The sequence below is a fragment of the Lactobacillus sp. ESL0233 genome (genome assembly GCF_003692995.1).
In the GTDB taxonomy this organism is placed as follows: Bacteria; Bacillota; Bacilli; order Lactobacillales; family Lactobacillaceae; genus Lactobacillus; species Lactobacillus bombicola.
The window spans coordinates 81,089-105,799 of the sequence record NZ_REHH01000009.1; the positions used below are offsets into that span (position 1 = coordinate 81,089).

Annotated in this window: 20 protein-coding genes, 1 pseudogene and 1 riboswitch; of the genes and pseudogenes, 5 read left to right on the plus strand and 16 right to left on the minus strand. The window is 36.2% G+C overall.

Annotation, left to right across the window (positions count from 1 at the left end; genetic code table 11):
* Positions 1 to 36: 36 nt before the first annotated feature.
* From ftsH to pth, 7 genes are all read right to left on the minus strand, one after another.
* Positions 37 to 2,217, minus strand: a complete 2,181-nt coding sequence (gene ftsH / locus F5ESL0233_RS06730; RefSeq protein ID WP_122059379.1) for an ATP-dependent zinc metalloprotease FtsH — start codon at positions 2,215 to 2,217, stop codon at positions 37 to 39.
* Between the two features lie 86 nt (positions 2,218 to 2,303).
* Positions 2,304 to 3,563 carry a tRNA lysidine(34) synthetase TilS gene (tilS, locus tag F5ESL0233_RS06735; RefSeq protein ID WP_122059380.1) on the minus strand — a complete coding sequence of 420 codons (1,260 nt, stop codon included), beginning with the start codon at positions 3,561 to 3,563 and terminating at the stop codon, positions 2,304 to 2,306.
* The gene (locus tag F5ESL0233_RS06740; RefSeq protein WP_122059382.1) at positions 3,553 to 3,918 is read right to left on the minus strand and encodes a S1 RNA-binding domain-containing protein; all 366 of its coding nucleotides are present in this window, start codon (positions 3,916 to 3,918) and stop codon (positions 3,553 to 3,555) included. Before F5ESL0233_RS06740 ends, tilS begins: the two co-directional genes overlap by 11 nt.
* On the minus strand, positions 3,918 to 4,301 hold the full coding sequence (locus F5ESL0233_RS06745; protein WP_122059383.1) for a septum formation initiator family protein: 384 nt from the start codon (positions 4,299 to 4,301) through the stop codon (positions 3,918 to 3,920). The genes F5ESL0233_RS06740 and F5ESL0233_RS06745 overlap by 1 nt, the downstream gene beginning before the upstream one ends.
* A gap of 79 nt (positions 4,302 to 4,380) precedes the next feature.
* Complete coding sequence (locus F5ESL0233_RS06750) at positions 4,381 to 4,623, minus strand: RNA-binding S4 domain-containing protein (protein ID WP_118896006.1); 243 nt, start codon at positions 4,621 to 4,623, stop codon at positions 4,381 to 4,383.
* A gap of 16 nt (positions 4,624 to 4,639) precedes the next feature.
* A complete protein-coding gene (gene mfd / locus F5ESL0233_RS06755; protein ID WP_122059385.1) occupies positions 4,640 to 8,131 on the minus strand; it encodes a transcription-repair coupling factor in 3,492 nt (1,163 codons plus the stop codon).
* Between the two features lies 1 nt (position 8,132).
* Complete coding sequence (gene pth, locus F5ESL0233_RS06760) at positions 8,133 to 8,699, minus strand: aminoacyl-tRNA hydrolase (protein WP_118896009.1); 567 nt, start codon at positions 8,697 to 8,699, stop codon at positions 8,133 to 8,135.
* 228 nt (positions 8,700 to 8,927) lie between these two features.
* Between pth and cbpA the strand changes: the two genes are divergently transcribed.
* Positions 8,928 to 9,635, plus strand: coding sequence for a cyclic di-AMP binding protein CbpA (gene cbpA, locus F5ESL0233_RS06765; protein ID WP_122059386.1), 708 nt, complete (start codon positions 8,928 to 8,930; stop codon positions 9,633 to 9,635).
* A 45-nt stretch (positions 9,636 to 9,680) separates the two neighbouring features.
* On the opposite strand, the gene alr is transcribed toward cbpA, so the two are convergent.
* The 7 genes from alr to rbsK all read right to left on the minus strand — a co-directional run bounded on the left by alr (position 9,681) and on the right by rbsK (position 16,540).
* Positions 9,681 to 10,826 (minus strand): alanine racemase, encoded by a 1,146-nt coding sequence (gene alr / locus F5ESL0233_RS06770; RefSeq protein ID WP_122059388.1) that lies wholly within the window; start codon positions 10,824 to 10,826, stop codon positions 9,681 to 9,683.
* A 1-nt stretch (position 10,827) separates the two neighbouring features.
* A complete protein-coding gene (gene acpS / locus F5ESL0233_RS06775; RefSeq protein ID WP_122059389.1) occupies positions 10,828 to 11,181 on the minus strand; it encodes a holo-ACP synthase in 354 nt (117 codons plus the stop codon).
* Between the two features lie 75 nt (positions 11,182 to 11,256).
* The gene (locus tag F5ESL0233_RS06780; RefSeq protein ID WP_090092382.1) at positions 11,257 to 12,756 is read right to left on the minus strand and encodes a DEAD/DEAH box helicase; all 1,500 of its coding nucleotides are present in this window, start codon (positions 12,754 to 12,756) and stop codon (positions 11,257 to 11,259) included.
* Between the two features lie 9 nt (positions 12,757 to 12,765).
* Complete coding sequence (murF, locus tag F5ESL0233_RS06785) at positions 12,766 to 14,133, minus strand: UDP-N-acetylmuramoyl-tripeptide--D-alanyl-D-alanine ligase (protein ID WP_122059391.1); 1,368 nt, start codon at positions 14,131 to 14,133, stop codon at positions 12,766 to 12,768.
* A gap of 120 nt (positions 14,134 to 14,253) precedes the next feature.
* Complete coding sequence (locus F5ESL0233_RS06790; protein WP_090092385.1) at positions 14,254 to 14,502, minus strand: type B 50S ribosomal protein L31; 249 nt, start codon at positions 14,500 to 14,502, stop codon at positions 14,254 to 14,256.
* A 181-nt stretch (positions 14,503 to 14,683) separates the two neighbouring features.
* Positions 14,684 to 15,592: an L-lactate dehydrogenase gene (locus F5ESL0233_RS06795; protein WP_122059392.1), complete on the minus strand. Its 909-nt coding sequence runs from the start codon at positions 15,590 to 15,592 to the stop codon at positions 14,684 to 14,686.
* A 36-nt stretch (positions 15,593 to 15,628) separates the two neighbouring features.
* Positions 15,629 to 16,540, minus strand: a complete 912-nt coding sequence (gene rbsK / locus F5ESL0233_RS06800) for a ribokinase (RefSeq protein ID WP_122059633.1) — start codon at positions 16,538 to 16,540, stop codon at positions 15,629 to 15,631.
* Positions 16,541 to 16,749: 209 nt separating this feature from the next.
* Between rbsK and F5ESL0233_RS06805 the strand changes: the two genes are divergently transcribed.
* On the plus strand, positions 16,750 to 18,051 hold the full coding sequence (locus F5ESL0233_RS06805; RefSeq protein WP_122059394.1) for an APC family permease: 1,302 nt from the start codon (positions 16,750 to 16,752) through the stop codon (positions 18,049 to 18,051).
* 177 nt (positions 18,052 to 18,228) lie between these two features.
* Positions 18,229 to 18,852: a hypothetical protein gene (locus F5ESL0233_RS06810; protein WP_122059396.1), complete on the plus strand. Its 624-nt coding sequence runs from the start codon at positions 18,229 to 18,231 to the stop codon at positions 18,850 to 18,852.
* Between the two features lie 298 nt (positions 18,853 to 19,150).
* On the opposite strand, the gene guaA is transcribed toward F5ESL0233_RS06810, so the two are convergent.
* Positions 19,151 to 20,707, minus strand: coding sequence for a glutamine-hydrolyzing GMP synthase (guaA, locus tag F5ESL0233_RS06815; RefSeq protein WP_199692579.1), 1,557 nt, complete (start codon positions 20,705 to 20,707; stop codon positions 19,151 to 19,153).
* Positions 20,708 to 20,889: 182 nt separating this feature from the next.
* A riboswitch (purine riboswitch) is annotated at positions 20,890 to 20,987 on the plus strand.
* A 74-nt stretch (positions 20,988 to 21,061) separates the two neighbouring features.
* Here guaA and F5ESL0233_RS06820 point away from each other — a divergent pair.
* Together F5ESL0233_RS06820 and F5ESL0233_RS06825 are read left to right on the plus strand one after the other, a co-directional pair.
* Complete coding sequence (locus F5ESL0233_RS06820; RefSeq protein WP_090092410.1) at positions 21,062 to 21,640, plus strand: xanthine phosphoribosyltransferase; 579 nt, start codon at positions 21,062 to 21,064, stop codon at positions 21,638 to 21,640.
* Positions 21,640 to 22,929: a nucleobase:cation symporter-2 family protein gene (locus tag F5ESL0233_RS06825; RefSeq protein ID WP_122059397.1), complete on the plus strand. Its 1,290-nt coding sequence runs from the start codon at positions 21,640 to 21,642 to the stop codon at positions 22,927 to 22,929. The genes F5ESL0233_RS06820 and F5ESL0233_RS06825 overlap by 1 nt, the downstream gene beginning before the upstream one ends.
* A gap of 175 nt (positions 22,930 to 23,104) precedes the next feature.
* Here the strand turns inward: F5ESL0233_RS06825 and F5ESL0233_RS06830 are convergent.
* Positions 23,105 to 24,682 (minus strand): annotated as a pseudogene (locus tag F5ESL0233_RS06830) (ATP-binding cassette domain-containing protein).
* Positions 24,683 to 24,711: the final 29 nt, after the last annotated feature.

Here is a 24,711-nt window from a genome sequence, read left to right on the forward strand (position 1 = left end):
CTAAAAAAATAGAGCCTAGCTAGGCCCTATTTGTAATTAGTCTTGCGGATGATTATCCGAAGCCTTTTTATTTTCATTTTTATCAGTTTTTGCCACTGACTTAGACTTATTAGAATCAAGTGCCTTAGATTCAAGTGAAGATTTGGCTTTCACCGGATTTTCAGGATTTTTTGCTTCTACTTCTTGGTTTTTTTGTACGGGAGTTTCCGGCTTACTATCAGCCATAATTTCCTTATGATTGTCCTTCTTCTCAGCCGCAGCTTTAGCTTCCTCATAAGTTAAAACTTTAGATTCGCTAGGATATTCTTGCTCAGTCTTTTCTGGCATCTTACCAGTGGTATAAAGTGCCATAATTTGCTTTTCATCTAATGTTTCATATTTAAGTAGTGCTTCAGCAATAATGCGGTGTTTTTCACGATTATTCTTTACAATCTCAACCGCCTGAGTATGAGCTTTATCAAGTATTTCTCTGACTGCTTCATCAATTTTAGCCGAAGTAGCCTCACTATACGGCTTTAAGCCATATGGATTGGTTTCACCTTCTTTTTCTAATTCAACCATTCCTAAAGAGTCAGTCATACCATAATTAACTACCATACTATGAGCAATTGCAGTTGCTTGTTCAAAGTCATTCGATGCTCCAGTTGATTGATCACCTACAACAACTTCTTCACCAGCACGTCCACCCATTAAACCAACAATTTGTTCCATTAATTGCTTTTTAGTCAAAAGAAATTGATCATCTTTAGGCATCATTAAATTATAGCCACCCGTACGACCATGGGGAACAATAGTCACCTTTCGCACAGTACGTGAATCGCTTAAAATCAAACCACAAATTGAGTGCCCCGCTTCATGAAAGGCAACTCGTTGTCTTTCTTTTTGTGAAATCATACTATTACGCTTAGCTGGACCAGCAATAACTCGATCTTCAGCTTCATCTAAATCAAGAGCAGTAATTTCTGACCCATTACGTCTAGCCGCTAATAAAGCAGCTTCATTTAACAGGTTAGCTAAATCAGCACCAACAAAACCTGGAGTTTGCCGTGCGATTTCTTTTAAATCAACATCATCTGCAAGTGGCATGTTTTTAGCATGTACCCGCAAAATTGCTTCACGTCCACGTACATCTGGTGAACCCACTAAAATTTTACGGTCAAAACGACCAGGTCGCAATAACGCTGGATCGAGAACATCCGACCGGTTAGTGGCAGCAATAACAATTACGCCTTCATTTCCTTCAAAACCATCCATTTCCACTAACAACTGGTTTAAAGTCTGTTCACGTTCATCATTACCACCACCACTGGCATTACTACCACGGCGACGACCAATCGCATCAATTTCATCAATAAAAATGATACTTGGGGCATTCTTTTTCGCATTAGTAAATAAATCACGCACACGACTGGCCCCGACACCAACAAACATTTCCACAAAATCAGAACCTGAAATTGAAAAGAACGGTACATTGGCTTCACCCGCTACAGCACGGGCTAACAAAGTTTTACCCGTACCCGGAGGACCCTCTAATAAAACTCCAGATGGAATTTTTGCTCCAAGTTTAGTGAACTTAGCTGGATTTTTTAAAAATTCAACTACTTCAACTAACTCTTGCTTTTCTTCTTCTTCACCTGCAACGTCAGAGAAACGAATTTTATTTTTCTTTGGATCCTCTGGTTTAACATGTGATCGACCGAAATTCATAATTCCGCCATTGCCACCTCGACCACCGCCACTTTGGCTAATCATCATCCAAAGTAAAACGATAAAGAGAATTGTCGGCACTAGCATTACAATAGTAGAAATCCAGTTGCCAGATTGTGACTCACCCTGAGTGGTCATTTTTGTACCATTTTGTTGAGCTAAATCTTGTATTTTAGACACACTTGAATCATTCTGAAGCATAGTTGTAGAAAAGTGATCTACTTTTGCAACAGATTTATCATTAAAAAAATCAAAACTTGATTTTTCTTTACTATTTTGTGCTTCCTTATAGCTTCCTGAAATCGTATACACACCATTGGCAGGCTGAACGTTAAAACTTTTAACTTTACCTTGATCTAAATCTTTTACAAATTCTGAATAGCTAATATTTTCACTACCACCAGAACTATTAGATCCACCGAGTGCCCAGTTGATTCCCGCTACTAATAAAAGGAAAACAACTAAATAGAACAAGCCATTTGAAAACAGCCGATTCCGGTTATTCTTCATAAAAAACCTCCGCAAAGTTTCTATAGATACACGAATAAAAGTTTATCACAAATTTCACTAATGCTCTATCTTTTTAAAATTTCTTATCAATTGGTCGCATATATGTAATATTTTTGTTCATTTTCACTAACCAATTGATTGTGATACGTATGTTCCACGTATACAGTAACACCATTTGCATATACGCTTAAACAATATGGTCGTAATAAGCTAGGAATACAGTTTTCCGCAAACTTTTTTTTACTTAGCACATGATGACCATTCTTTAAAGGTAATTTTTCACCTTGAGCTAAAAGTCCTACACTAAATTTAGCTTTAGCAGGCGCTTTAAAGCAATCAATTAAATTTCCATGTTCCTGTTTGCTTCTACTAATTATAAAACGGCGCTGATTAAAAGAAAACTCATAGTCGATCTTAATCGATTTGCTCTTTTCTAATACTCGTAGCTTGTTTTTGCATAAATAAAAATAGCCTTGGTAACTAATAAGTTTAAAGCCAGATAAATTTTCATTAACACGTCTATGCCAAGTGCGCCAAATAAAATATTGCCAATAAGAAATTTGTTCTGCCCTAGACAAAGTGGATAAAGTACTTATCGGTAAGCGATATGATACCCCAACAAAAGGCTCTGGCTGCGCTAATTGATCAAATCGATGGGCAACTAATGAAAGCAATAAATTAATTTGGTTACTGAATCGCAACGCATTACGTCCAATTAATGGATTCTCTTTTTTTAAAAGTGGAACAACATTATGACGTAAGCGATTCCGTAAAACATCATCCTGACCATTAGTTTGATCAATCACAAAAGGAATATGATTAGCCTTATTATAGGCTAATAAATCCACCTTTTCCATTGATAACAAGGGCCTCAATAACAGAAATTCTTGAAAATGACTTATAGCTTGCAAATTATTCATTTCACTTGGATTCCCTGAACGAATAAATTTAAGCAAAATATTTTCTATTAAATCGTCCAAATGATGCGCTGTTAGCAAATAATCAGCATGTCTAGCCCTAGCTGTTTGTAACAAAAATGAATAGCGGTACGCACGAGCAGCTGCCTCTATGCCTTTTTCCGGATGCATTCCAACTGGCCAATACTCATTTACTACTGCAATTTCTTTATTTTGGCAATACTGATTAATTACCTCAATTTCACGATGAGCATCAGGTCTTAATTGGTGGTCTAGATGTGCCACAACTAATCTAAAATTATACTTACCCCTTAATTTATAGAGCATATCCAGTAATGCCATTGAATCTGGCCCACCACTTGTGGCGACAACTAAAGTTTTAGCAGATAAAGAAATTTTTCTTTGATTAAAAAAATTTTCAATTTGCATAGATAACCAATTCTTGTTCTAATTTTTTAATTTCTGTCTGGCTATTACTTACGGTCTCAGCCAAAATAGATAAAAAATTTTCCTTTTTTGTTTGCAAAAAATCATTGGTCTGATCAATCAGCTGTGAATCATTTACCCGTATTTTTGACAGACTTATTTTTCCGCGATAATTGTGGATGACAACCACCCTCATAGCCTGACCACTGTGATAATTTTGCCGTTCGTGTAACCAATTAGCCCCAAAATCTTTATGATGAATCAGTCCAATCTTGTTTTTGGGTAGTGTCACAAATATACCCAAATCTGTAATTTTATTGATCACACCTGTAATACGCTGTCCTACTTGATACTTCATTAATCCTTATTTTTTTCCTCAGGTAAATTATAAATTGTTTCATTTGGCTTAGAGTATAAAAATTTAAAACGAACCAATTTAGCTACATAATCTGAATCTTTCAAGTTATCTCGTTTAATCGATAAACTGCGTTTTTGCTCATTAAGTTCGCTAAGTGTTTGCTTAGAGGTCTGCACTTGATCATTTATTTGCTTTGTTTGCATATACGCATGCATTATTTGCATACCCAAAAACACAAATAAAATCACAAAAGCACCAGCAATTAGCCTACGCCGAACTCGATGAACATGTTTTATATACTTTTCACGCTGCCGTTGCTTTTTTACTAAAAGAGCTAGTTGCTCCTTTTTACCTGGCGAATTGTAAATACGTGGTCCTTTCATGGCTTTCCCCTATATAAATTAAATTGATCCTAATTCAATTATAACAATGACTAAAATAAATGTCATATATCTAAGTTGCTTAATCAACTAATTCATAAAGTTCACTTGCTTCAGCTTTTTTAGTTGTTTCTCGAATAGCACACACTTTTGCTTTAACTGTTCTGGAACCATAACCAACCTCAATCAGGTCACCAAGTTTTACCTCATAACTTGACTTCACTACTTTATCGTTTACCCTAATTCGTCCTTGATCAGCCATTTCTTTAGCAATTGGCCGTCTTTTCACTAAACGGGAAACTTTCAAAAATTTATCAATTCTCATTGTTCTGCCTCAATTCTTATCTTTGAATAATATCACTTGCTGCACTCATAAATTTAATTAGTTCATTAATCAACTGTCTCTTAGACATATTATCTAAAAGCGTCAACAGCACAACCAAGTGCTTTTGTGGATTTAAATTAATTTTGACTTTTAAGGAAACATGTTCTAAAGCTTTAAAAATATTAGGTCCAGTCAATTCTTTACTAGCTGAAACATCAAATTCAACTTTTATTTGTTGCTTTACTCTAATAATACTCAACACTTGGGCTAAGTCAGCTTCAAGTTTTAAATTTGAAATTGCCAAAAGATTTTCAACTGGTTCAGGATAATCACCAAAACGATCAATTAATTCATCCTGGATTTCCTGAATTTCATCAAAATTAGCAGCCTTGATTTTTTTATAAAATTCAATTTTTTCTTCTTGGTCACTAATATAACTTTCCGGAATATAAGCTTCAAAATCTAGTTCAATTTCCGCATTACTCTTTTTGACTTTATGCTTACCCTTGCGGTTATCAATTGCATCGCTGAGCATCTGTGAATATAAATCATACCCTACACTGTCAATAAAGCCATGTTGCTGTGCTCCAAGCATATTGCCAGCACCCCGAATTGACAAATCACGCATTGCTATTTTAAAGCCTGAACCTAATTCAGTAAAATCACGAATTGCTTCTAAGCGCTTTTCACCCACTTCAGTTAACACTCGATTAGGCTGATATAAGAAATAGGCATAAGCCAACCTTGCACTACGCCCGATTCGTCCGCGCAGCTGATAAAGCTGACTTAAACCATAATGGTCGGCATTTTCAATGACCATCGTATTTACATTAGGCATATCAATACCTGTTTCAATAATTGTAGTTGTGACCAAAATATCAAATTCGCGATTTAAAAAGCGATATAAAATATCCTCCATCTGATTTTTGCTCATTCGACCATGTACACTAGCAATTCGAGCCGTAGGCAATAACTCTTGTAACCTGACTACCGCATCATCAATATCACCAATTCGATTGTGTAAATAAAAGACTTGCCCATCACGTTGCATTTCACGCAAGCAGGCATCCTTGACCACGCTTGGCAATTCCTCCATGACATAAGTTTGAATTGGAAAACGGTTAGAAGGCGGTGTTTCCATCACCGAAAGATCACGTACACCAACCATTGACATATGTAGGGTCCTTGGAATTGGTGTAGCTGTTAGTGTTAATACATCAATATTAGCTTTTAGTTCTTTTAGGCGTTCTTTGTGCTTAACCCCAAATCGTTGTTCTTCATCAACAATTAGCAGTCCCAAATCTTTAAACTGTACATCTTTAGATAAAAGTCGGTGCGTACCTACAACTAAATCAAGCTTACCCGCCTGAAGTTCAGCAATAATTTTTTGGGTTTCACTTGCAGTTTGAAACCTTGATAAGACTGCATAATTAACTGGAAAGTTTTTAAATCGATCTTGAATTGTTTCAAAGTGTTGTTGAGCTAGAATAGTTGTTGGCACTAAGAAAGCCACTTGCTTACCACTTTCAATCGCTTTAAAGGCAGCCCGTAATGCCACTTCAGTTTTACCAAAGCCTACATCACCAACTAATAAGCGATCCATTGGTTTCTCTTGTTCCATATCATGCTTGATTTCTTTAGTTGAGCGTAACTGGTCAGCTGTTTCAACATAAGGAAAAGCAGCTTCAAACTGCTGTTGTAATTCATCATCTGGAGCAAAAGCAAAACCTTTTTCTGCTTCACGTTTTGCATAAAGTTCAATCAGGTCATCTGCAATATCTTCAACTTTAGACTGAACTTTACGCTTGGTATTAGCCCATTCACTGCCACCTAATTTATTAATATGCGGCTGCTTTCCTTCTGAAGCAACATACTTTTGCACCAACTTTAATTGATCAGCTGGAACAAATAACTGATCACCATGTTGATAAGTTATAGTAATATAATCGCGCTTAATTCCTTGGTTTTCTAGCGTCTTAATTCCTTCAAAACGGCCAATCCCGTGATTGACGTGCACAACATAATCGCCTGGTTTTAACTCAGTATAATTACGTAAACGCTGTGCATTTTCTAATGTTTTAATTTTTGAGGGTTGGTGGGTGGGTTTATTAAATAATTCTTGTTCAGTTAAATAAACTAACTTACTATTAGGTAAAGAAAAGCCACGCATAAATGAGCCAACAATTATTTGTGTTTGTTGCTCAATTAACTGATCAGCTTCTACTATGGGAACGTTTACACCAAATTCAGCTAAAGTCTGCTTAATTTGTTGTGCTCTTTGAATATTATCTGCTTGCAAGATAACCGTTTGTTTCTTTTTTTGATAAGACTCAATTTCAGTTTTCAACAGCGGCATCTGACTAAAGAACTCTTGAGGGTGTCTAGTTTGCCAATCAAGGAGTTGCCCTAACCGAACTCGACCAATACTCCTTTGAAAAGGGGAAAAATATACATGATGGTGCCCGTCTATAGCCCAATTTTTATAAAAATCACTGCGCACTACTTGCCCTGGCAACATTGCACCGGTTTTCAATTCGTCAGCAATAAAACCAGCATTTTGCTGATCTACTGTTTTAATTGACTGATTAATTAAGGACCAATCATCCAATACAATTAAGCCATCTTTAGTTAGATAATCTAAAATGCTACTTGAATTAGAAAGTAAGAAGTCAATTAGAAAAGAATAGTTCTGGGGTAAATTATTATCATTCAAATTCGCTAAAATTGAAGTAAAATGATTTTCCACTTCTTCTTTAGGTGCTGGGGCATCGACCATTGCAACTTCAATTTGCTTAACTGCACTTTTAAAGTTATGTACAGTAAAAATATGATCCTGCGCCGGTCCTATTGATAAAGCTTTAATTTCTTTTTGACTACGCTGACTAGCTAAATCCAATTCCCGAATAGTATCAACTTGATCACCAAAGAATTCGATTCTAACTGGATTTTCACGATCTAGAGGATAAATATCTAAAATATCACCTCGTAAAGCAAATTCTCCTGGTTTAGCTACTAAATTTTCCCGCCGATACCCTGAACTAATCAACCAACTTGTTAAATCAGTTAAATCGTACTCAACTTCAACCCTAATTTCTTGCCTTACAGCTTGATATTCTTTAGGATTAGACAATTTATATTGCACCCCTTGTGGGGTAGTTAGCACAATTCCTTGTTCACCAGTTAATAAAAAGTTAAGTGCTTGTATTCGACTACTTAGTTCATCCGGTGAGCTAACTGCTGTTTGTGTAGCAATCGTTGCATCTAATGGGAAAAACTGTACTCTACCATCTGGCATTAACTGCTTTAATTCACCATAGAGTTTTTGCACTTTGTTTTCATTCTCTTCAATTAAAATTATTGGTCGGTCAAGCTGACTTACTAGCTGACATAAAAGTACACTAAAAGCACCAGCATTGGCACCGGTGATGAGTGAATTTTTCACATTAACTGTTTTAGCTATAAAATTAGTTAATTCTTGATCTTTTTCAATTAAATTAGTTAAACGCATATCAATTATATTTATTCATCAAAAATTGGCAATCCTTACCAGTAATAAAATCCGTAATTACATCACTACTAATTTCAAAAGCATTATCCATTAATTTCTGTTGCTCCTTACTAAATTTGGATAAAACCCACGAAATAACACTAGCTTCAGTAACATTAGCTGGATGCTTGATACCGATTTTGAGTCGGTTAAAATCACTAGTGCCAAGATCGCGAATGATACTTTTAATTCCGTTATGCCCACCAGATTTGCCAGTTGCCCGAATTCTAATTTTTCCTAATGGTAGATCCATATCATCTTGTATAATCAAAACATCTTGTGCCTTAATTTTAAAAAAGTGGGCAAATTGGGCAACTGAGCGGCCAGATTCATTCATAAAAGTTTGCGGTTCAAGAAAAATAACATCTTCACCCTTAATAACTTGTTTAATATATTTGCCTTCAAACTTTTCACGCTCAAGCTGAAGGGAACCTTGCTTTAAATAATAATCTAACGCCATAAAGCCTGTATTATGCTTGGTCCCATCATATTTTTTACCTGGATTTCCTAAACCAACAATTAATTTCATTAGTAATCCCCTTACTTTTAATCGTATTTAATGAATAGCATAGCCACCTCATAGGATAATTAATAAGCATACTTACATTTACATGTAGATGTGAAGTAAAAATCTTTTTTAATTATCCTGTACGTGCTAAACTCTATTTATCCAATATTTTAATTTTAATACTTATCTAATTAATATACTATTTATGTTATAATTATCTAGAACAATTTTTACAATGGAGGCAGTTTCATGCTTATTAAATCTTTAGTTATCAAAAAAGATTATCTAACAACAGTTAACGAACATGCTACATTAGCTGAAGCCCTGGAAACTTTAGAAGATTCAGGCTACAGGTGTGTACCTATTTTAGATGATACTGGAACTATTTTTCGTGGGAATATTTATAAGATGCATATTTACCGCCACAAATCCCAAGGAAAAGATATGGATTTACCAGTAACACATCTACTTAAAAACGCAACTAAAACAATTAAAGTTAATTCACCATTTTTTAAAGTATTCTTCACAATAAAAGACCTACCTTACATCTCTGTTCTAGATGAAAGCGGTAAGTTCTATGGTATTTTAACACACTCTCGCTTATTAGACATGTTATCTGATGCATGGAATCTTAAAACCGGTTCGTATGTCCTCACCGTTTTAACCGATAATTCAAATGGTAATTTAGTAAAAATGGCAAAAATTATTAATAAATATTCTAATATCGCTGGAACAATGAGTTTAGATGCATCTACTGCCCAGCAAAGTCATAATTTTGTTCGCCGAATCTTATTTACTCTTCCAGCTGGTGTGAGTGAAGAAACACTGAAAACTATTGTTGATAAATTGGAACATAAGGGTTACGTAGTTGCAGAAATTGAAGATTTACAAGCTGGCATGACCATTATGAGCGATGAAAATCCAGGAGTTTATCTCAATAAGCCAATTAATGATTAATTTCATTGACAAAAAAGACATTGCTTTTGCAATGTCTTTTTTTGATTAGCAATTCGATTGCCCGTAATATTTACGCGGTAAACGGTCATCTAATAAACAAGCCACTTCATAATGAATTGAATCAACATAATCAGCTGCTGCTTTAATATTATTAGGAGCTAGTGTGTCATTAGAAATCAGTACCACTTTGGTACCCACGGGCATTTCGTGAGGCAATCGCACCATTAATTGATCCATACATATTCGTCCCACAATTGGGCAATATTCGTTTCCTACTTTTATTTTAAAGCCCTGAAACTTACGAATAAAACCGTCAGCATATCCTACTGGTACCGTGCCAATTATTTGGTCACTAGTTGCAACATAAGTTGAACCATAACCTACCCCCTGCTTGGCATGAATGGTGTGTACCTGCACTAGTTCACTTTCAAAAGAAAGGGCGGGTTTTAGTTTAATTGCTACTGGTAAATCTGGACTAGTAGGATTCGAGGATGGATTCAAACCATACATTCCAATTCCAAAACGTACTAGATCACTATGAATGCCCTTATTAAAAACACTAGCTGCTGTATTATCCACATGAATCCATTTTGGTTTTATTTTTAGCAGTTTTTTCAAATGATTAAAACGCTGAATTTGGCTTTTAAAGTAAGTATCATCGCTACTATCAGCTGAAGCAAAATGAGTAAATAGTCCTTCAACAAAAAAATTAGGATTATTTACTAAAAAATCGTTAGCAGCAGTGAACTCTTCATCCTCACTAAAACCAATTCGCCCCATCCCAGAATCAATCGCCAAATGTATTTTAAGAATTAAATCTGCATTTTCTGCTACTAAGATTTTTTCTGCATCTTCTAACCACGCTAAATTGGGAACTGTTAGGGAAATATCATTAGCAGCAGCTAGTGAGGTAAATCTAGGTGGTGTTACACCTAAGACTAGAATTGGCTGAACAATCCCTGCTTGACGTAACTCTAAAGCCTCATCTAAAATAGCCACGCAAAAACCACTCACGCCAACTTTTACTGCCTCTTGAGCAACTTGTACAGCCCCATGTCCATATGCATTAGCTTTAACAACCGCAAACAATTTTTGCCCCGGTTCTAAATGTCTTATTTCTTCTTTTATATTTTGCCTAATAGCTGCCAAATCAACACAAACAGCAGCCGGACGATGTATTCCTGGAATCATTTTATTTCTCCAAAACAACTAATGTGATTATTTCATGATTGTCGTGGGTAATACTCGACCAAATTTTACCAGTGAACTTTGGTGAAGTTGTCACCGGATGCCCTACCTTATCCCACAGCGTTTCAACATCTTGCAATCCAATTTCTTTTCCAAGTCCAGTCCCCATGGCCTTAGAAAAAGATTCTTTTATTGAAAAACGACCACCTAAATATTCTACTTTTCGCTTATTAACCATCTTTTGATATTGAGAAAATTCCTTAGGTGTTAAAACTTTTTTTGCAAAAGAATCGCCCTTGGTCACAATTTTTGCCACACGTTCAACTTCAATAGTATCAATACCTACGCCTACAATCATTTTTTTACCTCATATAAAAAATTATAATACAAAAAAAGAGTTGTACATCAAGCCAACTCATTATTTTGTAAATCATTAATCTTTTTTACTTTTAATCACAAAACTATGACCGCTATTTGCTTTATGTGAACGATCACCGCGATAATTACCATGGCCACGATTACCACCACGATAATTACTATGACCTCGGCTGCCACCACGGTAATTACCACGGCCGCGACTTCTGTTTCCGCTACGACGCCCGTCGCCACCTTTATATGGCAATGGCTTTTGGGAACTGATTTTGACTTCAACACTTGAAGAATCTTTTGATAAATTCTTAAGTAAGGCACTTGCTAAATCAATAGCCGAATAATTTTCTAATAACTCAGCAGCATCAGCAGCATATTTAGTCAAGTCTTCCTTTAGCAAATCCTCAACCTTAGTCTTAGCAAGTTTCAACTGGCCTCTTAAAGCTTCATCATCTGAAGGTGGAGCAAGTGGGGTCATCTTCTTCTTGGTTAATTGCTCAATTGTTCTCATGTAACCCAATTCATTTGGTGTAACAAAGGTAATAGAGCTCCCATTTTGACCAGCTCGACCCGTACGTCCAATACGGTGGACGTATGAATCTGGATCTTGCGGAATATCATAATTGTAAACGTGCGTTACGCCTGAAATATCTAACCCACGCGCAGCAACATCGGTAGCAACTAGGATATCAAGTTTACTAGCTCTAAAGCGTTTTAAAACACTTATTCTTCGTGCCTGTGATAAATCGCCATGAATTCCAGCTGCATTATAGCCACGGGCTTGTAAGCCTCGTGTAACCTCATCAACACGTCGCTTTGTTCGCACAAAAACCACTGCTAAATCAGGACTTTCAACATCAATTAACCGACACATAATGTCAAATTTTTCGGAGTCTTTTGCTCTAACATAATATTGATCAATCAAATCAGCGGTTAGTTCCTTAGTCTTAATTCGGACTATTTCTGGATTATCCATAAACTTTTCACTAATATTCATAATTGGCTTAGGCATAGTTGCGCTGAAAAGTAAGGTCTGCTTACGATTTTTAACATAACTTAAAATGCTTTCAATGTCTTGAATAAAACCCATATCAAGCATTTCGTCAGCTTCATCTAAAACAATAGTGTTAACATCTGCTAAATTAATTGTCTTACGCTTTAAGTGATCAAGCAGTCTTCCGGGGGTGCCAACTAAAATCGCTGGCACATGATTCTTAAGTGATCTAATCTGTCGACTAATGTCTGCTCCACCATATACGACCTGTACACGGGCACGTTCATCACGTCCTAAGCGAAAAAGCTCTTCTTGCGTCTGAATTGCCAGTTCGCGAGTCGGTTCAATAATTAAGGCTTGAATTACCTTCTTATCTTTATCTAAATTTTGTAAGATTGGTAAAGCAAAAGCAGCAGTCTTACCTGTTCCTGTTTGTGCTTGACCAATTACATCCCTGCCTGCTAAAGCAAGAGGAATTGTCTCTTCCTGGATTGGTGTCGCTTCTTCAAAGCCTGAACGTTTAATAGCTTTTAAAAGCTCATCATTTAATCCTAATTCCGAAAATTTCACTAAATTCTCCTATCTAAGCCGCTCTAGTACCTTTTCCAGGTGCATGCCATGCGATCCCTTAAGAACAACTATATCATGCGGCTTAATATCATTTTTCAAATCAGCAATCATGTGCTGCATCTGATCTTTTGTATAATAATGCAAATGCTCATCAGAATATATTCCCTTGAGAACATTTGCTAAATTCTTCATTTCTGAGCCAAATAAATATACTTCATTTATCACTTGTGGGTCAAGACAATCCGCTAATTTAGCATGGAGACTATCCGACTGCTGCCCCAATTCTAACATATCGCCTAAAACGGCAATCCGTCTGCTATCTTTTGGTACTTCAATTTGACCAAAACTAGTTAAAACAGCACGTACAGCTGTCGGGTTTGAATTATAGACATCGCTCATAATGTCTTCGCCTACATCGCCTTTTTCCCACTCCATTCGGTTAGCAGTAGGCGTAAAGCCAGCCAAAGCCGCTGCAATTTCTTCATCACTTTCACCAAAATAACGCCCTACACACAAAGCCGATAGTGCATTAGAAACATTATGTTTACCAATCATGGGAATAGTAAATTGATTATCAGAATTGTTAACCGTAAATGTAGCATGACGCTTATAACTTCGATAACCTGTCACATAAACTGTATCATTTTTTGCTAGGCCAAAGGTAACTTTTGCTTGGTTAATTTTCTTAGCTCGCGCTTGCAAAAGTGGTTCATCACCGTTATAAATAAGTTCACCGTCTTCACGCAAAAAATCAGTGATTTCCATCTTCGCATCAGCAATTGCTGCACGCGAGCCTAAAAATTCAATATGGGCTTCCCCAATCATTGTAATTACAGCAACATCCGGATGAGTAAGCTCACTTAATAAATGTAATTGCCCTGCATGATCCATTCCCATTTCCAAAACCAAAATCTCTGTATTAGGTTTCATTTCCAAAATGGTCATTGGCACACCAATTTCGTTATTAAAGTTCCCATCAGTCTTATGAACGTTAAACCTTTTAGCCAAAACAGCTGAGGTCATATCTTTGGTAGTAGTTTTACCATTAGAACCAGTTATTCCAACTACAGTTGGATTAACTTTATTAAGATAATACTGTGCTAGCTGTTGCATACTAGTTAAAGGATCTTCAACTTCTAGAATTGCAATATTATTAGGCTTATTGGGGTGGCCCTTTTGCCATAAAGTGGCACTGGCCCCATTGTTGATTGCGCTATCAATGAAGTCATGCCCGTCCCTTTCTCCTTTCAATGGAACAAATAAGCCGCCAGCTGTAATTTTTCTTGAATCAAAGACAACAGAAGTAATAACAGTTTGCTCGTTGCCCTCACAAGTTGAATTAATTGCCTTGGCAATTTCTGCCAGTTGCATTTTCATCTATTTTTCTCCTAGCTAAAAAGAAATTTGGGTAAAGCATCCTAATCCAATTTTAAATAAGCCATAGGCTTTACATAAAAAAGCAGCCCCAATGGGACTGCTTCCACCAGATCAAAGATACTACTTCTCTTTCATACCATACTTCTTGTTGAATTTTTCGATTCGACCATCGGCCTGAGCAAACTTTTGCTTGCCAGTGTAGAATGGATGAGAATCCGAAGTGATTTCAACCCGAATTAATGGGTAAGTCTTACCTTCGTAATCTACTGTTTCTTTTGACTTTACAGTTGAACCAGCAACAAATTTAGCACCTGTTGCTGAATCCATAAAGACAACTTCTTGGTAATCTGGATGAATGCCTTGTTTCATGTTTATTACTCCTTTGCCATGGCTTTATTGCAAACCATAGATTAATCGATTAACGCTAAATACAATAACATTTTTAATGTTAAATTTCAAGCCTTAGTAATTATAACAGGCTTAGTAATTTAAAACAATGATTCCTAAATTTAGAATCACATAACTATTAGATATTTTTGCTCACTATAAATTATGCTTGCGATTTTTCTTTGATTGTTTCAGCAGATTTTTGTAGCAATTTCTCTTCTGCTGCTGTTAGTTTTAAGTTAATTTTAGCAACTATTCCTTCTCGCCCAACAACAGCTGGATAAGACATATAAGTGTCATATTTTTCTTGGAAACTCGACACTGGTAATTCTGTGCGTGCATCAGTTAAAATTGTCCGAACAATTCTAACAGCCGCAGCTGAAACACCATAATTAGTATAACCCTTACCGTTAAAAACCGTAAAACCCCCTTCTTTAATTTCATTATCAAGATCCTCTACTCGCCAAGATTTATCTTGTGTAAATTCAAAAATTGGTTGTTGCAAAACTTTTACAGTCGACCAAGCTGTAAATTGTGAATCGCCATGCTCACCTAAGACAAAACCACTCACTGAACGTGGATCAACATCAAATTTTTGCGCTACTACTTTTTTCATACGTGCAGTATCAAGTAAAGTACCCGTTCCAATCACATGTTCTTTAGGTAATCCCGTTAATTGTTGGTATAGATTAGTAATTGCATCGACTGGGTTAGATATAACTAACAAAATTCCATTAAAGCCACTCTTTTTAATTGCATCAGTAATTGGCTTCAACTGTTTTTTATTGAATTCTAGTTCTTCAAAACGATCGCCTTTAGTTTCAAGTGAAATCCTGCCTAAGGTGCTAATTACAATTTGAGCATCTTTTAAAGCCGAATAATCATTAACCTTAATATTTACGTGATTGGGCAAGTTAGCCATAGCATCTTCAAAGTCAACTGCATCAGCTTTGACCTTTTTTTCATTAACATCAATCATTACTAAATCATCAACTAGTTCTGAAATGATCAATTGATGTGCTACAGTACAGCCGACATGACCATCACCAATAATTCCAATCTTTGTTGTCATAATACCTACCTCTTTCTCTTTGCTTAATAACTTTACTTAAATTTTTTCGATTTCTTTAAGATAAGGAATTGAAGGCTGTGCACCATAACTTTGAACAGTGAGTGACGAAGCTTTATTAGCAAAATTAATTGCCTTACTTAAGTTAGCTAAATTGGGTTTAAGAGTACTTGCCAGTGCCCCAATAAAGGTATCACCCGCAGCAGTGGTATCTACTGCCTCGACTTTATATGCTGGAACTAACCCACTCTTAGACTGAAAATCATAAAAAGCTCCCTTGGAGCCAATAGTGATAATGACTGTAGCCACACCTAGCTGATGTAATTTTTTAGCGGCTTTTTTAGCACTAGCTTCATCAACAACCTGTACATTAGTAATTGTAGCAGCCTCTGTTTCATTAGGAATAATTATATCTGTTAATTTAAGCAATTCTGAAGGGATCTCTTCCATTGCAGGAGCAGGATTTAAAATGGTTTTAATCCCAGCTTGATGAGCTATTGCAAAAGCTGTAATAGTGGCCGCAATTGGCGTCTCAAATTGAGCCACAACAAAATCGCTATCAGTGAGTAATGCTCTATTCTGACTAACATAATTTTTGTCAAAGCGATAATTGGCACCAGAATATATTGTAATTGAATTCTGCCCAGCATCATCAACAGTAATGTAGGCTTGCCCCGTTGATTCTTGGTCAACTATCATAACTCCACTTGTATCAATCTTTTCCTGTTTAAGTGCGGCAAGCAATTCCTTACCTGGTACATCATTACCGACAGCACCAATAAATTTCACAGTACAACCAGCTCGAGCTGCTGCAACTGCTTGATTAGCACCCTTACCACCAGTAGCAGAATAGTGATCTTTAGCATGGATCGTTTCGCCAGGTTTTGCCATCCGCTTTACTCGTAGATTAGTATCAAAATTAAGACTACCGACTACTGTAACTTTACTCATTTTTTCTCCTTTATACAATAAAAGAAAGATCATCAACATTATTTCCTTCAAATAATAACACGTAATTGCTTTCAAGTATGCAAGAAGTAAATATTTTCTATTTCCTTTAAGTTTATTAATTATCTTTTACAAATAATCTTTTTATTTTGCAAACCTTATCCTATAATTACAATGATAAATTTAATTTTGATTTAATAAGGTATTGAACAATGAAAAGACAATTAAACTTCTTTGCAGCTTTGGCAACCGTTATGGGGACAATGATTGGCGGTGGTGCTTTTTTTAAAATTGCTAATATTTCTACGCTTACCCGTAACCCTTGGCTGAGTATTCTTGTTTGGCCACTTGCCGGATTCATCACACTGATGGCGGGCTTAAGCATCGCCGAATTGGCTGCAATTTTCCCTGAAGAAGGTGGTCCGGTTAAATACCTCGAAAAAATTTATGGCCCACAAGTTGCTTTTTTATTTGGTTGGTCATTAATTATTATCTATTATCCAGCTAACATTGGCGCTTTAGCTATTGTTTTTGCAACTCAACTTAAAGCAATTCCTGGCTTTAGTCACCTTTCAATTACAGCAACTGCACTGATTGTCATACTTATAATTCTTGCTATTAATTGGCTTGGTTCTAAATTAAGTGGACAAGTTCAAAAAATTGCTTTGATAATTAAATTAATTCCCATTCTAGCTATCATTGTATTAGCCGTCATTAGCAATCAAAACCATTTAGTTTCAGCTCCTCGACCACAAATTTCATCTGCAAGTGGTGCTGTTGCCTTTGGCCAAGCTTTGTTAGCAGTTTTATTTGCTTACGACGGTTGGTTAAGCATTGGTAATTTGGCTAGTGAAATTAAAAACCCAGCTAAAACACTTGCTAAAGCAATTATTTGGGGATTATTTGGGGTAACTGTCATTTATACCTTGCTTAATTGGAGCTTCATCAAAATACTTCCTTGGAAACTGATTGTGGGCAATCAAGCAACGGCGCTTTTGACGTCGCAACAGTTGTTCGGCAATTTTGGGAGTATCATTATTAGTTTTGGAATTTTAGTTTCAATTTTCGGAGCAATTAATGGTCACCTACTGTTAGGATCAAGGATGCCATATGTTCTTGGGAAAGAAAACAAATTACCTGGTGCCAAATTTTTTGGCACCCTAAATCAAAAAACAGCAGTACCCACAAATAGCATGCTGTTTGAGTGTTTGGTCGCGACCATTATGATTTTTTCCGGAACTTTTGATTCACTAACTGATATGCTAGTTTATGTTTCTTGGATTTTCTCAATCCTATTATTTATTGGCGTTATGCTCTTACGAATTAAAAAGCCTAACCTCCAGCGGCCATATAAGACTCCCTGGTATCCACTACCACCTATTCTAGCTATTAGTGGCGCTAGTTTTATCGTCATTAGTACCACCCTTACCCAACCCATTTTAGCTTTAATCGGTATTTTACTCACTCTGAGTGGCTGGCCTGTGTACCTTTATGTCCAGCATCAAAATAAATAGAAGTAATTGGAGCTATTTTTATCTAGTTAATTACTCCCTGTCCGCTAAACTTTATAATTTTACAAAAATTGATGAGAATTTTTACTTTCTGTAACCATAACTTAACAATTAATTTATAATCCTTAATATGTTCTGTGTTAAAATACATAGGTATTTATTAATTAGAGAGGTAAAGTTATGAAATTTAATAAAAAAATAGTTACCCTTGCTGTAGCAGGTATTACTGCCGTTTCCCCAATTATTAGTCAATCTGCAGTTGTTTTAGCTGATACTACTAATCAAGTAGCTAACAATACTGCAAAAACTGATGCCAATACTGCAACTACTGACAATTCAAAGGCTAGTCAAGACAACAAGGTAACTGCACCTAACGCTGATGCACAAAAGCCTAAAGAAGACAACAAAGTTGTTGCGCCAAACCCGAATGCTGATGCACAAAAGCCTAAAGAAGAAGCCCAGACTCAAGAACCAAAAGCTAAGTTAATTAAAACTAATGCTAAATGGTCCAAAAAGCATAAAACTGCCAATAAATATTATAATGCTGCTATCAAGAAGGGACGCAAACTTTCTAAGTTAAAGCGTTTAAACCTATATACTGATACTTTGAAGCACTTTTCTAAGAATCATGCTAGTTATGCTAAAAAATATCGTGCTTATTTAAAAGCAGAAATTAACTGGTTAAAGCCAATCGTTGAAAAGGAACAACAAGCTAAAATTGTTAATCCACTACCTGATGTACCAACTGATCACCCAGTAGATACACCAAGTAAGACGGACAAAGCTCCTGAAAACAAAAAATAATTTTTTAGTTAAATAGATTTTAAAGCAATATTCTTCATTATGATAATGAAGAATATTGCTTTTTATTATCTTAACAATTCAATTCACATATCACATAAAAAAGATGGCTATAAGATAAATTAAAGCTAGCCTCACATTAGTTAGACTTAATATTAGTGAATGTACTAACTATTTAAAAAGCCTAAAGATACTAAACTGTTTAGCATCTTTAGGCTTTCTTTAATATAATTAATAAGTTGTTTTGATTATAATTAGGATAAGCATAATATTATATTTGTTGAAAGCTTTAACAATTAGCTTATTCCCATTCAATGGTTGAAGGCGGCTTACTCGTCACATCATAAACGACGCGGTTAACGTTATCAACTTCGTTAATAATTCTCGTTGAAACTTTTTGCAAGACCTCCCACGGCAAGCGCGCAAAATCAGCTGTCATCCCATCAATCGAAGTCACGGCCCGAATGCCAATCGTATAGTCATAAGTCCGCCCGTCACCCATGACACCAACTGATTTAATTCCTGGTAAAACCGTAAAGTATTGCCAGACGTCTTCTTCTAGACCTGCCTTTTTAATTTCTGCACGTAAGATAGCATCACTTTCACGTACTAATTCTAATTTAGGTGCAGTAACTTCACCTAACACCCGAATCCCAAGACCGGGACCAGGAAACGGCTGACGCCAAACTAAGTCATGCGGAATCCCTAATTCTTCACCAAGCTGACGCACTTCATCCTTAAATAATTTTCGTAATGGTTCAATTAGTTGAAAGTGCATATCCTGAGGCAGACCGCCGACATTATGGTGGGACTTAATTGTCTGTGCTGTATTGGTGCCGCTTTCAATTACGTCAGTATAGAGTGTACCCTGCGCCAAAAAATCAACTTCATGCATCTTTTGCGCTTCTTCGTTGAAAACCTCGATGAATTCCTTACCGATGATTTTACGCTTTTGCTCGGGATCAGTTACACCCTTTAATTTAGTTAAAAAGCGCTCTTGGGCATTTACCCGCACAATGTTCACACCTAAATCACGATTCAAGGCGGCCATTACTTCGTCACCTTCATTTTTGCGCAACATCCCGTGATCAACAAAAATGGCAGTTAATTGATCACCAATTGCCCTATGTAACAAAGTAGCCGTCACGCTAGAGTCTACCCCACCAGATAAGCCTAATATTACCTTTTTATCACCAACTGTCTGCTGAATATTGGCAATTTCCATCTCAATAAAATCAGCCATTGACCAGTTAGCTTTAGCTTTGCAGACTTTAAAAGCAAAATTACGCAAAATATCTAAGCCATATTCAGTATTGCGAACTTCAGCATGAAATTGAATGCCATAAAACTTGCTTTGTTCATTAGCAATCGCCGCAATCGGGCAACTTTTACTTGAAGCAATTGTCTTAAAACCACTTGGTGCCTGCTTAACTAAGTCACCATGACTCATCCAAACAAACTCATCTTTCGGTAAGCCATCAAATAAAACCGAATTTGCATCTTCTACTTGAATGTCAGCTTTACCATATTCAGAATTATCAGCTTTTTCAACTTTACCGTTTAAATAAGACGACATTAATTGCATGCCATAGCAAATACCTAAGATAGGAATTCCTAATTCAAAAATTTTAGGATCAACCTTTAAAGCATTGTCATCATAAATACTGTTAGGACCACCGGAAAAAATAATGCCCTTAGGATTAATTTTTCTAATTTTTTCTAAGCTAAGATCGTGCGGTAATAGTTCAGAATAAATGCCAAAATCACGCAAGCGCCGCGTGATTAGTTGATTATATTGACTACCAAAGTCTAAAACAATAATTTCATCAAAATCATGAATCTTTTTTCTCACTGACATTCTGGCTCCTTTGCTAATTAAATATCAAATCATCTAAACTGTACTAAGAATTTAAGGTGGGGTCAACTACTTTTTAAATAAAAAATTTTTTCTCAAAAATTATATCGATATATGCCTGAACTAATTTATTTTTAAAATCCCCCCTTAATCTTGCACAACTAAATTTACTTTGTTAGAATGCATACACAAGCAAATATTATGTCTATATATTGCCGTAATCTGGTCGGCAGTCTCTACTCAGAACCGTGAATTCTGAACTATGGATCAAGTACAAATAGCGAAGTGTCACTGTCTTATTGGTCTTTTTTACCATAGTTTTGGTAGAAAAGACCTTTTTGTTTTAGGAGGAAAAGTATGAAATTGCTGGAAGATCGTATTCGCAACGATAGCGAAGTTTTACCCGGAAATGTCCTAAAGATTAACTCATTTTTAAATCATCAAGTTGATCCTGAATTAATGATGGCCGTTGGAACAGAATTTGCTCATCTTTTCAAAGATACCGGTATCACCAAAGTCTTAACTTGTGAAGCTTCAGGAATCGCGCCTGGGGTAATGACTGCCTATGAGTTACACGTACCCATGGTCTTTGCCCGTAAAAAAAAGCCCTCGACACTTAACGATGAAGTATATTGGGCGGATGTTTATTCTTACACCAAGAAAACCACTAACCAAATTTGTGTTGAACAAAAATTTCTCAATCCCAATGACCGTTTATTAATTATTGATGATTTTCTAGCTAATGGTGAAGCCGTTAAGGGCATGATTAATATTGCTCATCAAGCCTATGCGGAAATAGCTGGCGTGGGCGTAGTCGTAGCCAAGTCTTTTCAAGGCGGTAGCACTTGGATTAAAAAACATGGCTATAAGCTTGAAGCTTTAGCAAACATTGCTAGTTTAGCTGATAATCAAGTACATTTTGTAGGGGAAAATTAATGCAAAAAGAAGTTAGTCAACAAAAAGCAGCCGTCCTTGGACTGCAACATCTGTTAGCAATGTATTCTGGTGCAGTTGCAGTGCCACTTTTAATTGGGACAGCTCTAAAATTCAACGCTGAACAAATGACCTATTTAGTTTCAATTGATATTTTTATGTGTGGGTTGGCAACTCTTTTACAGTTAATTACTAATCGCTTTTTTGGTATTGGCTTCCCTGTAATTCTTGGCTGCGCTATTCAGGCGGTTGCTCCCTTACAAATGATTGGTCGCAAATTTTCAATTAATGATATGTATGGGGCCATTATTATTGCCGGCATTTTCGTAATTTTAATTGCTGGGGTTTTTGCCAAAATCAAAAAATTCTTTCCCCCTGTTGTCACCGGTACCTTAATTACCACAATTGGTCTAACCTTAATCCCAGTTGCCATTCAAAATATGGGCGGAGGCAATGCTACTGCTAAGGATTTTGGTAGTAGTCAAAATTTATTACTTGCCTTCTGCACTATGTTCATTATTTTAGCTTTAGAAATTTGGACAAAAGGCTTTTTACAATCAATTTCAGTTTTAATAGGATTAATTAGCGGCACACTTATTGCTGCGTGCCTAGGTCTAGTTTCATTTGCCCCAGTAATTACAGCATCCTGGTTTCATTTACCGCAACTTTTTTACTTTGGAGCGCCTCATTTTGAATGGTCTTCCAGTTTAACAATGATCATCATTGCCTTAGTTTCAATGGTTGAATCAACTGGCGTCTTCTTTGCCACGGGTGATTTGATTAAGCATCAAGTTTCAGAAGATGATCTTAAAAAAGGCTATCGGGCAGAAGGGCTCGCTCAAATCCTAGGTGGTTTATTCAACGCTTTTCCTTACACGACCTTTTCGCAAAATGTTGGACTTTTACAATTGTCAGGCATTAAAACTAAACGCCCCATTTATTGGGCCGCTGGATTGTTGATGACGATGGGACTGCTACCCAAAATTGGCGCTCTCGTCACCATTATTCCAACACCAGTATTAGGTGGGGCCATGCTAGTAATGTTTACCATGATTGCCGTTCAGGGCATTAAAACTTTAGTCCAAGTTGATTTAAGTAATAACAATAATATTTTAATTATTGCTATTTCAATTGGCCTGGGACTAGGTGTTACTATTTATCCACAGTTTTTCCACAATTTACCTGCAACAATTCAACTTTTCCTAAATAATGGTATTGTGATCACCAGTTTATCGGCTACTATCCTAAACTTACTACTCAATGATGCAAATTCTAAAAAAATTAGTAGCTAACCAAATTATAGCTATACTATTATCCATCGCAAAATGGCACTTTTTTTCTATATAAAGAAAAGGAGTGCCATTTTAATAATAACTATTGCCGTAAATTTTTACATACTCAACTTAATTTGCATCCTAGACTAAGCGGTTACTTCAAAAATTAGTCTTACTCGCTGAAACATAGTCGCTACGAAGAAAGGTATGAATTAAAATCAATTACCTGATCATAACGTTCCAGGTCTGCTGGTTTATAGTGATGAATTACCTCAATAAAAGTCAAATCAGAAGCGAAGAGGTAATCATGAACCTGCTTGGAGGTTACTTGATCCAGAGAAGCATTGACTTCATCGAGTAAAAGAATCTGACGCTGAGCCAAAATTGCCCGCGCGAGTTCAATCCTAGATAATTGGCCGCCTGACAATTGATCAGCATTATCACCTAGGTCGCAGTTTAGCCCTTTTTCTTGAATTAGCTTAGCTAGACCAACACCCTGACAAACGGCCATTATTTTGTCTGGCGCAATGTCAGCACCTAAAGTTAAGTTAAAGAGTAAAGTGTCAGCAAAAATTACGGCATTTTGACTTGAGTAAGCAAAAAGATTAGTAAACGCCCCCGCGTCTACTTGCTGGTGATTGAGTAAAATCTTGCTAGCTTGACCGTAGTCACCATATAACAAATACTGTAATAAAGTTGACTTACCGGCTCCAGATGGTCCGATAACTGCAATTTTTTGACCATTCTCAATTGTCAAGTCGATATCGCTAGCTAACTGCTGGCCTTGTCGGATTAAAGACAAATCCTTAACCTCCAATTCTACTAAATTTGCTGTCATACTCGTTGTTTGAGGATAAGTAGCAGCCTTTTGACCGAACTGAGTAATGCGCTTAACAATCCCCTTGGTTGTAGATAAATTATTGCGTTCACTAAGAATTTGTAAGATTGGGTTAACAAAAGAATTCGAAAGCTGAATAATGCCAAAAAGTGCACCTAAAGTGGTAAAACCCTTGATTACTAGCATAATCCCTATAGCAAAGGGAACTAAGTAAGAACCACCCATAGCAATGAGATTAAGATAGGCATTCGTATTGTTTTTCAAGATATTCATTCTTGCCAACTTGGTTTCTAATAAATTAATTACTTTTAGGTCTCGCTTAACAGCGTTATTTTGTTGACCATAAAGGTTTAATGTCCTAGTTCCTGCTAGTGTGTTCTTGGCCTGATTAACATATTGATCATTGGCCTTAGTCCATTCATCAGCAGCGGTTTGAATTGGCTTTTGGAACAGATTAGAAACAAGCATAGGAAGCAATGAACCTGCAAAAAATATGACGGTTAAAATAGGATTTAAGTACAGGGCATATGATAAGGCCAAAATTACTGTATAAAAATAAGTTAAAATAAAAATCTCTGCTTCATAACGATTTGTTTCTAACAACTTAAAATCATTAGTTAAAAAACCTAGGTTGGCAGTATCCTCACTGGGACTAGCAAGCATCCCTTTAAGTGTCTGCCTTCTTAGTTTAATATTAGTTTGCTTAATTGCATCCGCCTTTAAATAGTTAAAGCTTAAGTGAGCCAATAAGACTAAAATTAGTGCAATTAAGACTTGAATAATCAATCAAGGTAACTTAGCAAATTGCTTGGCTGCAGCCATATTGATCAGTGATCCTACCATGTAGACCACAATGACATTTTCCGTGCTGTAAATAAAACCAAAGACATTAAGTAAAAAGAATTTAAAATGCGAATAGTTTTTAAAGATCATTGCTTCTTTTCTCCTATTAACTATTTTTA

Bases quoted from the DNA above. Each gene is read 5' to 3' on its own strand.
- murF (WP_122059391.1), bottom strand. From the start codon at position 14,133: ATGAAAATGCAACTGGCAGAAATTGCCAAGGCAATTAATTCAACTTGT.
- F5ESL0233_RS06795 (WP_122059392.1), bottom strand. From the start codon at position 15,592: ATGACAACAAAGATTGGAATTATTGGTGATGGTCATGTCGGCTGTACT.
- cbpA (WP_122059386.1), top strand. From the start codon at position 8,928: ATGCTTATTAAATCTTTAGTTATCAAAAAAGATTATCTAACAACAGTT.
- F5ESL0233_RS06805 (WP_122059394.1), top strand. From the start codon at position 16,750: ATGAAAAGACAATTAAACTTCTTTGCAGCTTTGGCAACCGTTATGGGG.
- alr (WP_122059388.1), bottom strand. From the start codon at position 10,826: ATGATTCCAGGAATACATCGTCCGGCTGCTGTTTGTGTTGATTTGGCA.
- F5ESL0233_RS06740 (WP_122059382.1), bottom strand. From the start codon at position 3,918: ATGAAGTATCAAGTAGGACAGCGTATTACAGGTGTGATCAATAAAATT.
- F5ESL0233_RS06810 (WP_122059396.1), top strand. From the start codon at position 18,229: ATGAAATTTAATAAAAAAATAGTTACCCTTGCTGTAGCAGGTATTACT.
- guaA (WP_199692579.1), bottom strand. From the start codon at position 20,707: ATGTCAGTGAGAAAAAAGATTCATGATTTTGATGAAATTATTGTTTTA.
- rbsK (WP_122059633.1), bottom strand. From the start codon at position 16,540: ATGAGTAAAGTTACAGTAGTCGGTAGTCTTAATTTTGATACTAATCTA.
- acpS (WP_122059389.1), bottom strand. From the start codon at position 11,181: ATGATTGTAGGCGTAGGTATTGATACTATTGAAGTTGAACGTGTGGCA.
- F5ESL0233_RS06825 (WP_122059397.1), top strand. From the start codon at position 21,640: ATGCAAAAAGAAGTTAGTCAACAAAAAGCAGCCGTCCTTGGACTGCAA.
- mfd (WP_122059385.1), bottom strand. From the start codon at position 8,131: ATGCGTTTAACTAATTTAATTGAAAAAGATCAAGAATTAACTAATTTT.
- tilS (WP_122059380.1), bottom strand. From the start codon at position 3,563: ATGCAAATTGAAAATTTTTTTAATCAAAGAAAAATTTCTTTATCTGCT.
- pth (WP_118896009.1), bottom strand. From the start codon at position 8,699: ATGAAATTAATTGTTGGTTTAGGAAATCCAGGTAAAAAATATGATGGG.
- F5ESL0233_RS06790 (WP_090092385.1), bottom strand. From the start codon at position 14,502: ATGAAACAAGGCATTCATCCAGATTACCAAGAAGTTGTCTTTATGGAT.
- ftsH (WP_122059379.1), bottom strand. From the start codon at position 2,217: ATGAAGAATAACCGGAATCGGCTGTTTTCAAATGGCTTGTTCTATTTA.
- F5ESL0233_RS06745 (WP_122059383.1), bottom strand. From the start codon at position 4,301: ATGAAAGGACCACGTATTTACAATTCGCCAGGTAAAAAGGAGCAACTA.
- F5ESL0233_RS06820 (WP_090092410.1), top strand. From the start codon at position 21,062: ATGAAATTGCTGGAAGATCGTATTCGCAACGATAGCGAAGTTTTACCC.
- F5ESL0233_RS06750 (WP_118896006.1), bottom strand. From the start codon at position 4,623: ATGAGAATTGATAAATTTTTGAAAGTTTCCCGTTTAGTGAAAAGACGG.